Genomic DNA, 13,702 nt, shown 5'->3' with positions numbered 1-13,702 from the left:
TGCCGAAGGTTCCGAGGCAGTAACAATCCCGCTCCGGCTATCGGTGTACTGGGCGACAGCCGCCTACGATCGGGCGATACAGACATTCGGATCGGTTCGCGGGTGCTATCGAAGTCGCCCGCTCGGGTCAGGGCCTTCGCCGATATAGGGAGGGATCGTTGAGGGACCAACCGACAGTCACGACCAACGGGACTTGCGCGTCCGGCTTTGAGAAGGTGCGCGACGCGTTCGAGCACAACTTCGCCGAGCGCGGCGAGGTCGGCGCTGCCGTCGCTGTCTGGGTCGAGGGTGATCTGGTGGTCAACCTGTGGGGCGGGCATGCCGACACCGCCGCGGGCCGGCCGTGGACCCAAAACACCTTGGCCAGCGTCTTCTCCGGGTCCAAAGGCCTGGCGAGCACCTGCGTGCACCTGCTGGCCGATCGCGGTGAGATCGACCTGAACGCACCGGTGGCCCGCTACTGGCCGGAGTTCGCCCAGGCGGGCAAACAGGACATCACGCTGGCCATGGTGCTCGGACACCGGTCGGGGGTGATCGGCCCGCGCGAACCCATGGGCTGGCGTGACGTCGCTGACTGGGACAGTGTTTGCCAGCGCATCGCGGTCGCTGAGCCGTGGTGGCCGCCGGGTACCGCGCAGGGCTACCACGTGGTGACGTTCGGGTTCATTCTCGGTGAGGTGATCCGCCGGGTGACGGGCCGAACGCTGGGCCAGTATCTGCGCACCGAGATCGCCGAGCCACTCGGTATCGATGTCCATATTGGGCTGCCCGCCGCCGAGCACCACCGCTGCGCCGAAATGGTGAACAAGCCCACGGTGCGTGGGCTGTTAGCCGACAGCGGAGTCTCAGCGCCGCCCGACGGGCTCGACGCCCATCCGATGGCCGGCTGGGCGGTGTCGATGAACTTCGTGCCCGACGACGAGTTGGGGGCCCGGGCCATCGGGACCTGGCGGGCAGCCGAATTCCCGAGCACCAACGCGCACGTGTCGGCGCTGGGCATGGCGACGTTCTACAACGCCCTGGCCCAGGAGAAGCTGCTGAGCCGGGAGCACATGGAGCTGTGCCGGGTCTCGCAGGGCGGATTCGACACCGACGTCGTGCTCGGTCCGCGCGTCGCCGATCACGGCTGGGGCCTGGGTTACATGCTCAATCAGCGTCGGGTGGCGGGCCCGAACCCGCGCACGTTCGGCCACGGCGGATCCGGTGGCTCGTTCGCATTCGTCGACCTGGAACACCGGATCGGCTACGCGTACGTGATGAATCGTTTCGACGCCACGAAGTGCAACGCCGACCCACGCACCGTCGCGCTGTCCAACGAGGTGTACTCCGCTCTGGGCGTAATTTAAGGGCCTGTTCACAGACCCGGAAACACCGTTTCCTGTAGGTACGCTGGACGCCATGAACAGCGTCGTGCTGGTACTGATCATTCTCGTCATCGCTGGGATCGCTTTCGCGGTCTACAGCTCGTCGAAGGCGAGTAGCCGTCGCTCGGCGGAATCCCTGGCCGACGCCAAGGCGGACGCGCGCCGAATCATCGAGCGGCTCGGCGGCCAGGTGCTCAACCTGACCGGCAACGACGAAGCGTCCAGGCAGGCTCTCGTCGACGCGTCCGAGCGCTACACAGCGGCGTCGTCGCAGATCGACCAGGCCACCACGGCCACGCAGGCCGCACTGGCCAAGGAGAGCGCGATCGAGGGGCTCTACTACGTCCGCGCCGCGCGGACGGCGATGGGCATGGATCCCGGCCCCGAACTGGAATCCCTTGCGGGCCAACGCACCGCGGGCAGTGTCACCGAGGATCGACGCGTCGAGTTCGAAGGCCGCCAGATCGAGGCCTCCCCGACACCCTCGGAGCGCACCCCGAACTACTACCCCGGCGGACGCGTCGCGGGACGCCCGGTCCCCGCAGGCTGGTACTCCGAACCGTGGTGGAAGCCTGCGCTCGTCGCGGGCGCCTGGGGTATCGGATCGGCGCTGTTGTTCAGCACGATGTTCAGCGGCATGGCAGGCGTCGGCTATGACGCCCAGGCCTTCGAGAGCGGCCACGGCGACGGCGCCTCCGATGGACTCGCCTCAGGACAGGACGGCGGGATGGACGGCGGCGGCGACAGCGCGGGCGACTGGGGCGGCATGGACACCGGCGGCGACTGGGGCGGCGGCGACTTCGGTGGGGATTTCGGCGGGTTCTGACGCCTAACCCCCAGCCCGTTCACACCTGGCAGGTGGGGCACCAAAACAGATTGCGGGCCTCCAGCACTGCGGTGCGCACCGGCGTCCGACAGACCCGGCACGGCTCCCCCGCCCTGCGGTAGACGTAGGTGCGGGGCCTGCCGGGTCCATATGACGGTGCACCGTGGTCATGCTCAGGCCGGACCACGACGATCTTGCCGCGGCGCACCCCGACCTTCATCAGCTCGACCAGATCGGTCCACAGTGCGTCGAACTCGTCCTGTCCCAATCGGATACCGGGCAGATAGGGGTCGATGCCGTGGCGGAACAGCAGTTCACTGCGATAGACGTTGCCGACGCCCGCGATGACCGTCTGGTCCATCAGCAACGCACCGATAGCCTTGCGCGACTTGGTGATCCGCTTCCAGGCCAGCGTCGGGTCGGCATCGGCGCGGAGCGGGTCGGGGCCGAGTTTGGCGATCACATCGGCGATCTCGGGTTCGGCGATCAACTCGCAGACGGTGGGACCACGTAGATCGGTGCCGTACTCTGCGCCGACCATCCGCATCCGCACCTGGCCGACCGGCACCGGTAAGGGCACCGGCACCTCGGTGAATGCGCCGTACAACCCGAGGTGGATGTGCACCACCCGGCCGCCGTCGTAGTGATGGAACAGATGCTTGCCCCACGCGCTGGCACGTTTGAGGGTATGGCCGTTGACCGCTGCGGCACCGTCGGAAAACCGGCCCTGCGGGCTGGACACCATGACGGGCGCCCGGCCGAAGCGGCGTTGATGCAGCCGGGCCAGCCGGTGCAGGGTGTGCCCCTCAGGCACGGGTCAGGCCGGCGCGCCCGGAACCGGCGGTGCGACGTGGTCCTTCTCGTACTGGGCCATGATGTCGATGCGGCGCTGGTGCCGCTCGGCGCCCGACCACGGCGTGGACAGGAACGCGTCGACGATCGCCAGGGCCTCCTCGGTGGTGTGCATGCGGCCACCGATACCGATCAGCAGTGCGTTGTTGTGCTCACGGGCCAGCTTCGCGGTTTCGACGCTCCAACCGAGCGCACAGCGGGCGCCCGGCACCTTGTTCGCGGCCATCTGCTCGCCATTACCCGAGCCGCCGAGCACGATGCCGAGGCTGCCCGGGTCGGCGACCGTCTTCTCCGCGGCGGCGATGCAGAAGGCGGGATAGTCGTCCTCGGCGTCGTAGCTGAACGCCCCGCAGTCGATCGGCTCGTGGCCGTTCTTCTTCAAATGGTCGATGATCGTTTGCTTGAATTCGAGTCCGGCGTGGTCGGCACCCAGGTAGACGCGCATGCCGGTCATTCTGGCAGACGCCGGTGTCACCCGATCGTGATGGCGTCGAGACGCTCCTTGATGAACGCCGACGACGTCACCGGCTCCAGTCCGGGCACCCGGCCGATCGGTGGTTCCAGCGGAGTGACCAACGCATCGTGGTTGGCCTCGTAGAAGTAGATCAGCGAAACCAGATCCTCTTCCGGTGCATGCGGCTGGGGCGGTAGCACCCGGTGGCGACCCGAGGGCCAGCGCCGTCCGCTCCAGTACTCCAGCAGATCGCCGATGTTGACCGTGAGGGCACCCGGTTCCCAAGGAGCGTCCTCCCAGCCTTCGGCCTCGGAGTACACCTGCAGTCCCCCGGCGCCGGGCTCGCGGTCGAGCACCGTCACGGTTCCGAAGTCGGTGTGCGGCCCGATCCGGAACTGTCCCGGCTCTGGCTCACCCACCACGCTCACCGGCGGATAGTGGTTGATGTTCATCGTCCATGTCGGCTGGTCCGCAAGTGCCACAAAGGGATTCACGGAGAGTCCGAGCGCGTGGGCGAACAGCTCCAGCAGATCGTCGGAGAGCTTGCGCATCGCCGCGGTGTACTCGGCGATCAACGGCTGCAGTGCAGGCACCTCGGCCGGCCACACGTTGGGCGCGAACCAGATCCGGTCGACCTCGGGATCGCCGGTGGCCGTCTCGGCGCCCAGGCTGTAACTCTCCTTGAGGTCCGGTGGCGTCTCGGTGCCTTCGGCGTAGCCGTTGGCCTCGGCGCCCGGGCCGATCCAGCCGTGCCCCCCGACGGGCACCGAATAGCGCTGTTTGACGTCATCGGGCAGCGCGAAGAACTCGCGGCTGGCCGCGCGCACCCGAGCGGCCAGCTCGGTGTCCACGCCGTGGCCGGTGACCACGATGAACCCGGCCCGCTGCAGACCAGCGTCGACCTCGGCGGCAACTGCGTCCGCTTCGGCGCCGCCCGCATACCAGCGTGAGATATCAACCGTCGCAATGGCACTCACTCAGCCACCCCGATATCCTCGTTCCATAGTTCGGGCCGTGCCGCGATGAACTCCTCCATCATTGTCACGCACCGCTGATCATCGAGCAGTGTGATCTGTACACCGTTTTCGGCCAGCCAATCGTGGCCGCCGGTGAACGTGCGGCACTCCCCGATCACCACCGCGCCGATGTTGAACTGACGCACCAGCCCGCTGCAGTACCAGCACGGCGAGAGCGTCGTCACCATCACCGTCGACCGGTAGTCGCGCTGCCTGCCGGCGTTGCGGAACGCGTCGGTCTCCCCGTGCACGGACGGGTCGTCATTCTGTACGCGGCGGTTGCGTCCGCTGCCCAGCAGCACCCCGTCGGTGGTGAACAGTGCCGCTCCGATGGGAATACCGCCCTCGGCCAACCCTTTTCGAGCTTCCTCGACCGCGACGTCGAGCATTTCCCCAGGACTCACAGCGCCACCCGTTCGGATTGGATCTTGGACCGGCACAGCGTCAGATAGCAGCCGGCGGCGAGCGCAAATCCGACGAAGAACCCGATATCGCCCAGCTCGTGCACCGCCCGGACCACATAGCCCACGAACAACTCCTGGTTGCAGAACAGCAGCACCGACACCACAAGACCGATCAGGAACGACAGTAGCCCCGGCCAGTTGGAGTAATTGCGGTCATAGAGAAATCCGTCGACCCGGTGACCGCGGCGAAGATACTGATCGGCGAAGACGACGCCCAGCCATGGGCCGACCCAGTAGGCGATCAGGAACAGGAATCCCTTGTAGCTGGTGGCCGCATCGGCCAGTGCCCACCAGGCGATGAGGAACCCGGCCACCCCGAAAAATGCCGTGGCCAACGCCCGCGCGAGGTGCGCGGGCAGCTTGACTCCGGTGGTGACGAACGCCATCCCGGCCGAGTAGACGTTGATCGCGTTGGCCGCGACGGCGCCGATCGCGATGGCCAGCAGCGTCGCCGCGGCGAGCCAACCGGGCAGCGAGCTGGTGAACGCGTCGGTCGGGTTGTCAGTGGCGGCCGTGACGATGGTGACCGAGGCCGCACCGACGATCGCGAGGACCGTGCACGCCAGGAAAAGGCCTGCCGCGGCGAACAAGCCGGTGCGGACCGGCGACACAGTGCTCGGCAGATAGCGGCTGAAGTCGGCCGCATATGGCGCCCACCCCGCCACGTAACCGAAGGTGGTCCCGACCGTCAGCAGGAAACCACCCACCCCGCCCAGGCCACCCTCGACCGCAGGCGCACCCAGATCGGCGTTGGTGAGGATCACGACCGACGTGATCGCAAAGATCACCGCAAGCACCGGGAACGCCCAGCGCTCGAACGCCTGCACCAAGTTGTGCCCGAAGAACGCGAGCGCAGTCTGGATCGCGACCACCAACACCAGCGCCAGCAGCGGGCCGATCCCGAACAACGTCGAAAGCGCGAATGCACCGCTGACGCTGTTGGTGGCGAACCAGCCGACGCCGGCGGTGATCGCCATCAACGTCGACGGCACGATGTTGCCCTTGAAACCGAACGGCAAGCGCCCCAACACCATCTGCGGCACACCATGTCGCGGTCCGCGGGCGGACAGGAAGAAGTGCGCGAGCGCACCGAGGCCGGCACCCATCACGATGCCCGCTGCCGCCTGCCAGAAGGTCATTCCGAAGTAGGCCACGGCGAGCACGCCGAGGAAGATGGTGGCGAACTCCAGGTTGGGTGATGCCCAGGTCCACAGCAGCTGACTGGGCTTACCGTGCCGATCCGCCTCGGCGATGAACTCGTTGCCGCCGGGTTCGACCGCTGCGATTCGGTCGCGATAAGAGCCGTCGGTGCTGGGCTCAGGGGCTGTCATGCGTTACACCGTGGCGTGAACCGCGGTGTAACGCAAGCTGAATGGGCCTAGTCGAATTCGGGGCGCTCAGAGCGGGTGCGCTTGAGCTCCCAGAAATGCGGGTAGGAGGCGAAGATCACCGACGCGTCCCACAGTTTGCCGGCTTCTTCGCCGCGCGGAATCTTCGACAACACCGGGCCGAAGAAGGCGACGCCGTTCACATGGATGGTCGGGGTGCCGACGTCCTCACCGACGGCATCCATGCCGGCGTGGTGGCTCTTGCGCAACGCCTCGTCGTACTTGTCGGTGTTGGCGGCCTCGGCCAGTTCGGCAGGCAACCCGACCTCCTCGAGGGATTGCGCGATGACCTCGTCGAAATCCTTGTTGTCCAGGTTGTGGATCCGGAAGCCCATCGCGGTGTACAGCGGCGAGAGGATCTCCGGGCCCTTGAGTTGCTCGGCGGCGATGGCGACCCGGACCGGACCCCAGGCCTTCTTCATCATCTCCTGGTATTCCTCGGGCAGATCGCGGCCCTCGTTGAGCACCGCCAGGCTCATCACGTGGAACTGCACCTCGATGTCGCGGACCTTCTCCACTTCGAGGATCCAGCGTGAAGTGATCCAGCACCACGGGCACAGCGGGTCGAACCAGAAACCTGCGACATCTTTTTGAGCCATCAACATGTCCTCTCGATGCGAACCTGGGCAGAACTCCGTGCAGCACAACTCCGGGCGCCCCCGGACTGTTCCCGTCATACCCATCCTGCCGCTCGCGCCGCCGCGGCAGCAAAGTCGGGGAGCGGACAAAAAACGAGTAGTCGATTACGCATCCGCGGTGCGGCCGCCCGGTTCTATCGTGATCGCACTGGTCTGGTGGGCAGAGAGGCACACATGATCAACGCCGATCCAAAACCGGCTGCAATGGGACTGGCGCCCAAGGTGGAAGTGATAGCGATGACTTCCGAGCAGACGAACCACGCGCGGGCCCGGCAAAGCTCATCGGTAGCAGTGGACGCCGCCCATCCCACCGAAACCATGATCAGCGTCTACGTGCACCTCGACGCCGAACTCGACGACAACAGCCGGCGCATCGTGACCGACGCGCTGGCGGGGACGGCGCGCCGGGTGCGATGGAAGTCCAACACCGCGATGGTCGAGGTGAGCACCCGCGATGTCGGCAGGATCGCCCTCATTCCAGGTGTCGGCTACGTGGAGACCGGCTTGAGTCTCAGCGCGCCGAGGCCCACGGAAACCAAATCCGATCGTGCCCCGGACTTCGGTCTTCGCCGCATCACGAAATGCCGGCAACAACACAAGTACGGCGAGGGTGTCCTTGTCGGAATCATCGACGTGAACGGGTTCGACTTCGCCCACCCCGATTTCCTCGACGAAACCGGCCACACCCGTTTCGAAGCCATTTGGGATCAAGGGGGTGGCACCCGTCCGCCGCCGTCAGGGCGGGCCGGCGACAAGAACGGCTTCGAGTACGGGTCGCTGATCCGGAAGCGCCACATGGACACCGCGATCGATGCCGCCGCCGAGCGCCGGATGGCGGCCACCTCGCTCGAACCCCAGTCGCAGATGGTGCCGGGATCGCACGGCACGCATGTCGCGTCGATCGCGGCGGGCAACCGCGGTGTGGCGCGCAAGGCCCGGCTGGCCGGGGTGCTGATCGACCTCGGCAGCCAGTCCGGGGAAGCCCCGGTCGGCTTCTACGATTCGACCCGCGTCACCGACGCCGTCGACTACCTGCTGGACCTCGCCGCCGAACTCGGCGGGGACGGCGGCGCGCTGTCCGTGTCGCTCAACATCAGCCTTGGCACCAACGGACATGCCCACGATTCCACGAGCCCCACCGCGCAGTGGATCGATCACGCGCTGTCGAACCGTGGCCGCAGCATCGCGATCGCCAGCGGGAACTCGGGGCAGACCGAACCGGCCACGAGCGAGGACCGCGGCTTCATCACCGGCCGAATCCATGCCAATGGCACGCTGCGGGCCACCGGGTTGCGCCGCGACCTCACCTGGATCGTCGAGGGCAATGACCAGATCGCCGACGTCTCGGAGAACGAGATGGAGATCTGGTACCACGCACAGGACAGAATCGAGGTGGCAGTCCGGCCACCTGGCGGTGCCTGGAGCCCGTGGATCAAACCCAACAAGGAGCTGATCAACAAGCGCCTCGACGACGGCACCCGGGTCAGCATCGTCAACGAAACCTACTATCCGGCAAACGGTTCCAATCGGATCTCCATACTGCTCTCGCCGCGGTTCCCCGATCCGGTCGACGGCATGCAACCACCGCCGAAACCCATTACGCCGGGGCAGTGGACCGTGCGACTGCACGGAATCGTGGTGCGCGACGGCGGTTTTGACGCCTGGATCGAACGCGACGATCCGCAGCGCTGGGGCGGAAACCTGTGGGATTTCCCGTCCTACTTCGGACCGGGCTCATACAGCGCCGACCGCATGATCAACTCGCTGGCCTGCCCGGACCGGGTGATCGCGGTGGCCAACATCGACGCCCGGCGCGAGAAGGTCAACGTCAGTTCCAGCCGCGGCCCCACCCGAGACGGCCGCTGCAAACCCGATATCGGCGCCGACGGTACCGATGTGGTCGCGGCGTGCGGCTTCGATCCATGGAACCAGTGGACGGCGATGACGGGCACCAGCATGGCCAGCCCCTATGTGTGCGGGGTCGCGGCGCTGATGCTGGCAGCACACCCGTGGCTCACCGCCGCGCAGATCCAGGGCATCATCCGGGCGACGTCCACGCCGTTGATCGGACACAACTTCAACTGGCGAAAAGACGCCGGCTTCGGGTTGATCAACCCTGCGGGTTGCGTCGCAGAAGCAGCCAGTTACAACGCAGGGGACCGAAAATGAAGCTGCACGTATTCCATGCCACCGACGGGGACTGCATGCTGCTCGAATCGGCCGACGGGCACCGGGTTCTCGTCGACGGCGGCCGGCGCACCAGCTTCAAGGAATGCACCCAGCCGATGCTCGATGCACTGGCGACCGAAGGCAAGGCGCTCGACCTCGTGGTGGTCTCCCACATCGACGCCGACCACATCACCGGCATCATCCCGCTCCTGGATGCCGTGGAGAAGTGGGCTAGTTTCGAACACCAGCAAGCTGACCCGGACGAACGTGACACCCTGCGGCCCCCGAAGGTTCCGAAACCACCTGAAATCAAGGGGATCTGGCACAACTCATGGCGTCGCCAACTCGGCGACAAGCTCGCCGACCCGGCGGGCAATCTGGCACAGAGCGTCGGAGCTGCGGTCGACCTGGCATACGGCGCCGACGCCACCGAAGTGCCCGAACCCGCGCTGGCGTTGGCCAACCTCGCCACCAGCGTGAAGCAGGGCGAGGACCTGATGCTCAAGATCGAAGGTGGCAGGGTGCCGATCCCGTTCAACCACCCGTTCAACGGAATGGTGTTGCTGCGCAGTCCGATTCATGTCGAGAATCTGGGTGAGCTCAAGCTCAGCGTGCTGGGACCGGCGAAAAAGCACATCACCGAATTGCGCAAAGAATTCAAGGTGCTGCTCGACGCCGCGCCGCCACGAGGCACCCGCCGTGGGGGCTCACGCAGCCCGGCATTGGCCATCGGGGGCGTCCCGCTGGACATGGCGCTCGACGCGTCCAAAGAACTGATCCAGAACGTGACCGCCCAGGCCGAGATCATCAAGAAAGCCAACGCATCTAAGGTGACCGTACCCAACCGGGCGTCGATCATCCTGCTCGCCGAGGAACACGGCCGCACCTGCCTGCTCACCGGAGACGCGGCCGAACCGGAGATCATCGACGGGCTCAAGGCCGCGAAACTGCTTCGCCGCGAACCGTTCCGGTGCAATGTGCTCAAGGTGCAGCACCACGGCGCGGAGCACAACGTCAGCGCCGAATTCACGCGCCGGGTCCTGGCCGAGCACTATGTGCTGAGCGGTAACGGTGCGTCGGGCAACCCCAACCCGTCGGTGGTGCGGACCATAATCGAAACCCGCCTTCAGGCCGACCCGGCCACACCGTTCACGCTGTGGTTCACCACGTCGGACACCAGGCCGGATTCCGAGGCGAAGCGCACCGTGATGCGCGAGGCGATCGCCGAGGCCACAAAGGCCGAGCAGGACCACGGTGACGTGGTCACGGTGCGGGTGCTCGACGACGACGCGACGGTTCACACGATCGAGGTGTGACGGCTGTTTGCACACCCGCCGCGGAAACCGCGCACAGGAAACGCATAGTGTGCGGATCTTTATCGAATCGTGTTGCCTCTGTGACCCTGGTACACCAGTGTTGCCAAAGGTACTAGAGCGCTCTGAGTGCTCTCCGTGACAACTGGAGGAGCCGGTTCATGACCGCTCGCACCATGATCGCCCCTGTGATCGCCGGCGTCGCCGCGGCGATGTTGACCGCTGCACCGGCCCACGCCGACCCGATCGACGATTCGTTCCTGGCCGCACTCAACAGCGGCGGGGTGACCTACAACGATCCGGGCGCGGCTGTCGCGCTCGGCCAGCAGGTGTGTCCGATGCTGGTCGAGCCGGGCAAATCGTTCGCCTCGGTCGCCTCCAGGCTGCGCGGCGACAACGGCATCTCACCGGACATGGCGGCCTTCTTCACCGGGATCGCGATCTCGATGTACTGCCCACAGATGATTTCGTCCATCAACAACGGCACCCTGCTGAGCATGCTGGCGACCCCCGGTCTGAACCTGCTGCGCCCGTAGCCGGGCCCGCCCGTCAGGCAGCCGATAAGTTGGACGGGTGGCACTTCCCAATCTCACTCGCGATCAGGCCATCGAGCGCGCAGCTCTGGTCACCGTCGACAACTACCGCATCGTCCTCGACCTCACCGACGGCCAAGGCAAGCCGAGCGAACGCACTTTCCGGTCGACCACGACCGTCGAGTTCGACGCGCTGGCCGGTGCGGACACTTTCCTCGACCTCGCGGCCGACAAGATCCACAGCGCGACACTCAACGGCAAGGCGATCGACGTGTCCGCATACGACGAGTGCGACGGCATTGCGCTGACCGGCCTTGCCGAGCACAACGTCGTCGTCATCGACGCCGACTGCCTGTACTCCAACACCGGCGAGGGTTTGCACCGCTTCGTGGACCCCGTCGACGACGAGGTCTACCTGTACTCGCAGTTCGAAACCGCCGACGCCAAGCGGATGTTCGCGTGCTTCGACCAGCCCGACCTCAAGGCGACCTTCGACGTCCAGGTCACCGCGCCGCCGCACTGGGAGGTGATCTCCAACGGGGCGACCGTCAGTGCCGATGGTGGTGCCCACGTTTTCACCAACACGCCGCGGATGAGCACCTACCTCGTCGCGCTGATCGCCGGCCCGTACGCGGTGTGGCGTGACGAATACTCCGACGAGCACGGCAAGATTCCGCTCGGCCTGTTCTGCCGCAAGTCGCTGGCCGAGTTCATGGACGCCGAGCGGCTGTTCACCGAGACCAAGCAGGGTTTCGGCTTCTACCACGCCAATTTCGGGGCGCCGTATGCGTTCGGCAAGTACGACCAGCTGTTCGTGCCGGAGTTCAACGCGGGCGCGATGGAGAACGCCGGCGCGGTGACCTTCCTGGAGGACTACGTCTTCCGGTCGAAGGTCACCCGGGCGTCCTACGAGCGGCGTGCCGAGACCGTGCTGCACGAGATGGCGCACATGTGGTTCGGCGACCTGGTCACAATGACCTGGTGGGACGACCTCTGGCTCAACGAGTCGTTCGCGACGTTCGCCTCGGTGCTCTGCCAGGCCGAGGCGACCGAGTACAAGGAGGCCTGGACGACGTTCGCCAACGTCGAGAAGTCGTGGGCCTACCGGCAGGATCAGCTGCCCTCGACGCATCCGGTGGCCGCCGATATTCCGGACCTGGCCGCCGTGGAGGTGAACTTCGACGGGATCACCTATGCCAAGGGCGCATCCGTCTTGAAGCAATTGGTGGCCTACGTCGGGCTGGAGGAATTCCTGGCGGGGCTGCGTGACTACTTCCGCGACCACGCCTTCGCCAATGCCACCTTCGGCGATCTGCTCGGCGCGCTGGAGAAGGCCTCCGGGCGCGACCTGTCGGGGTGGGGCCGGCAATGGCTGAAGACAACGGGACTCAACACGCTGCGTGCCGATTTCGACGTGGACGGCTCCGGCGCGTTCACCAGGTTCGCGATCGCCCAGTCCGGCGCGGCGCCCGGCGCAGGCGAGACGCGCGTGCACCGGTTGGCGGTCGGGGTGTATGACGACGTCGACGGCAAGCTCGTGCGGGTACACCGCGAAGAGCTCGACGTTGAAGGTGACCTCACCGAAGTGCCTGCGCTGGTCGGTATTCCACGCGGCAAGCTCATTCTCGTCAACGACGATGACCTGACCTACTGCTCGCTGCGTCTGGATCCCGAATCGCTGTCGACGGTGCTGACCCGCATCGCCGACATCGCCGAACCGCTCCCCCGCACCCTGGCCTGGTCGGCCGCCTGGGAGATGACCCGCGAGGCCGAGATGAAGGCCCGCGACTTCGTGGCCCTGGTGGCCGGCGGCGTGCACGCCGAGACCGAGGTCGGAGTGGCGCAGCGGCTGCTGCTGCAGGCGCAGACCGCGCTGATCTCCTACGCCGATCCGGAATGGGCCGCCACCCATGGCTGGCCGGCGTTCGCCGACCGCCTGCTCGAGCTGGCCCGCGGCGCCGCGCCCGGATCCGATCATCAGCTGGCGTTCATCAACGCGCTGTGCACCTCGGTGCTGTCGACGCAGCACGCGATCGTGCTGGCCGATCTGCTGGACAAGGATCCGGTGACGCTGGGACTGCCGGGCGTCGAGGTCGATACCGACCTGCGCTGGCGGATCGTCACCGCGCTGGCGCGCTCCGGACAGGTCGACGCGGACGGACCGCAGACGCCGTTCATCGATGCCGAGGCGCAGCGCGATCCGACAGCGGCGGGCAAGCGCCAGGCCGCGGCGGCGTCGGCGGCCCGGCCGCAAGCGGCGGTCAAGGACGCGGCCTGGGAGCAGGTCATCGAGGACGACACGATGGCCAACATCACCACCCGCGCGATCGTCGGCGGCTTCGTACAGCCGGGGCAGGCCGAGCTGCTGGCGCCGTATCGGGACCGCTACTTCGGCGCGATCTCCGGCGTGTGGCAGCGACGCTCCAGCGAGGTCGCCCAGACCGTGGTCATCGGGCTCTACCCGTCATGGGACATCAGCCAGGACGGGCTGGACGCGGCCGACCGGTTCCTGTCCGACCCGGACGTGCCACCCGCTCTACGCCGCCTGGTGGTCGAAGGCCGCGCCGGCGTCGAGCGCTCACTGCGCGCCCGCGCCTTCGACGTGGACTAGAGGTCAAGGGGGTCACCCTGCACCGCGAGCGTGCGCGTCAGTTGCCCGACACGCCGTCAAACAGCAGCAGTTTG

The 13,702-nt window shown here is 66.6% G+C and carries 12 protein-coding genes; 6 read left to right on the top strand and 6 right to left on the bottom strand.

From position 1 onward, the window contains the following. Positions 1-158 precede the first annotated feature (158 nt). Positions 159-1,346 carry a serine hydrolase domain-containing protein gene (locus ABQF30_RS24925; RefSeq protein ID WP_448468869.1) on the top strand — a complete coding sequence of 396 codons (1,188 nt, stop codon included), beginning with the start codon at positions 159-161 and terminating at the stop codon, positions 1,344-1,346. A gap of 52 nt (positions 1,347-1,398) precedes the next feature. Further along, positions 1,399-2,190: a DUF1542 domain-containing protein gene (locus ABQF30_RS24920; RefSeq protein WP_448468867.1), complete on the top strand. Its 792-nt coding sequence runs from the start codon at positions 1,399-1,401 to the stop codon at positions 2,188-2,190. Positions 2,191-2,209: 19 nt separating this feature from the next. Here ABQF30_RS24920 and ABQF30_RS24915 read toward each other — a convergent pair whose 3' ends face one another. Genes ABQF30_RS24915 through ABQF30_RS24890 form a run of 6 tightly spaced genes read right to left on the bottom strand, consistent with a single transcriptional unit; the run spans position 2,210 to position 6,963 of the window. After that, positions 2,210-3,004 carry an Fpg/Nei family DNA glycosylase gene (locus ABQF30_RS24915; RefSeq protein ID WP_448468865.1) on the bottom strand — a complete coding sequence of 265 codons (795 nt, stop codon included), beginning with the start codon at positions 3,002-3,004 and terminating at the stop codon, positions 2,210-2,212. A gap of 3 nt (positions 3,005-3,007) precedes the next feature. Further along, positions 3,008-3,487, bottom strand: coding sequence for a ribose-5-phosphate isomerase (locus ABQF30_RS24910; protein ID WP_448468863.1), 480 nt, complete (start codon positions 3,485-3,487; stop codon positions 3,008-3,010). A gap of 26 nt (positions 3,488-3,513) precedes the next feature. Continuing rightward, the gene (locus ABQF30_RS24905) at positions 3,514-4,473 is read right to left on the bottom strand and encodes an isopenicillin N synthase family dioxygenase (RefSeq protein WP_448468861.1); all 960 of its coding nucleotides are present in this window, start codon (positions 4,471-4,473) and stop codon (positions 3,514-3,516) included. Next, the gene (locus ABQF30_RS24900) at positions 4,470-4,901 is read right to left on the bottom strand and encodes a nucleoside deaminase (protein ID WP_448469225.1); all 432 of its coding nucleotides are present in this window, start codon (positions 4,899-4,901) and stop codon (positions 4,470-4,472) included. The genes ABQF30_RS24905 and ABQF30_RS24900 overlap by 4 nt, the downstream gene beginning before the upstream one ends. A gap of 11 nt (positions 4,902-4,912) precedes the next feature. Next, positions 4,913-6,307, bottom strand: a complete 1,395-nt coding sequence (locus tag ABQF30_RS24895; protein ID WP_448468859.1) for a purine-cytosine permease family protein — start codon at positions 6,305-6,307, stop codon at positions 4,913-4,915. A gap of 47 nt (positions 6,308-6,354) precedes the next feature. Further along, complete coding sequence (locus ABQF30_RS24890; protein ID WP_448468857.1) at positions 6,355-6,963, bottom strand: mycothiol-dependent nitroreductase Rv2466c family protein; 609 nt, start codon at positions 6,961-6,963, stop codon at positions 6,355-6,357. Between the two features lie 276 nt (positions 6,964-7,239). Here ABQF30_RS24890 and ABQF30_RS24885 point away from each other — a divergent pair, with 276 nt between their 5' ends. From ABQF30_RS24885 to pepN, 4 genes are all read left to right on the top strand, one after another. Next, positions 7,240-9,171 carry a S8 family serine peptidase gene (locus ABQF30_RS24885; RefSeq protein WP_448468855.1) on the top strand — a complete coding sequence of 644 codons (1,932 nt, stop codon included), beginning with the start codon at positions 7,240-7,242 and terminating at the stop codon, positions 9,169-9,171. After that, positions 9,168-10,487 (top strand): MBL fold metallo-hydrolase, encoded by a 1,320-nt coding sequence (locus tag ABQF30_RS24880; RefSeq protein WP_448468853.1) that lies wholly within the window; start codon positions 9,168-9,170, stop codon positions 10,485-10,487. Before ABQF30_RS24885 ends, ABQF30_RS24880 begins: the two co-directional genes overlap by 4 nt. Positions 10,488-10,645: 158 nt before the next feature. After that, positions 10,646-11,020 carry a DUF732 domain-containing protein gene (locus tag ABQF30_RS24875; RefSeq protein WP_448468851.1) on the top strand — a complete coding sequence of 125 codons (375 nt, stop codon included), beginning with the start codon at positions 10,646-10,648 and terminating at the stop codon, positions 11,018-11,020. A 37-nt stretch (positions 11,021-11,057) separates the two neighbouring features. After that, positions 11,058-13,628: an aminopeptidase N gene (gene pepN, locus ABQF30_RS24870; protein WP_448468849.1), complete on the top strand. Its 2,571-nt coding sequence runs from the start codon at positions 11,058-11,060 to the stop codon at positions 13,626-13,628. The last annotated feature ends 74 nt before the right edge of the window (positions 13,629-13,702 follow it).

This window comes from Mycolicibacterium sp. XJ870 (genome assembly GCF_053483975.1).
This window is presented reverse-complemented; position numbering and strand designations above follow the sequence as displayed.

Bases quoted from the DNA above. Each gene is read 5' to 3' on its own strand.
- ABQF30_RS24920 (WP_448468867.1), top strand. From the start codon at position 1,399: ATGAACAGCGTCGTGCTGGTACTGATCATTCTCGTCATCGCTGGGATC.
- ABQF30_RS24910 (WP_448468863.1), bottom strand. From the start codon at position 3,487: ATGCGCGTCTACCTGGGTGCCGACCACGCCGGACTCGAATTCAAGCAA.
- ABQF30_RS24900 (WP_448469225.1), bottom strand. From the start codon at position 4,901: ATGCTCGACGTCGCGGTCGAGGAAGCTCGAAAAGGGTTGGCCGAGGGC.
- ABQF30_RS24895 (WP_448468859.1), bottom strand. From the start codon at position 6,307: ATGACAGCCCCTGAGCCCAGCACCGACGGCTCTTATCGCGACCGAATC.
- ABQF30_RS24890 (WP_448468857.1), bottom strand. From the start codon at position 6,963: ATGGCTCAAAAAGATGTCGCAGGTTTCTGGTTCGACCCGCTGTGCCCG.
- ABQF30_RS24885 (WP_448468855.1), top strand. From the start codon at position 7,240: ATGACTTCCGAGCAGACGAACCACGCGCGGGCCCGGCAAAGCTCATCG.
- ABQF30_RS24880 (WP_448468853.1), top strand. From the start codon at position 9,168: ATGAAGCTGCACGTATTCCATGCCACCGACGGGGACTGCATGCTGCTC.
- ABQF30_RS24875 (WP_448468851.1), top strand. From the start codon at position 10,646: ATGACCGCTCGCACCATGATCGCCCCTGTGATCGCCGGCGTCGCCGCG.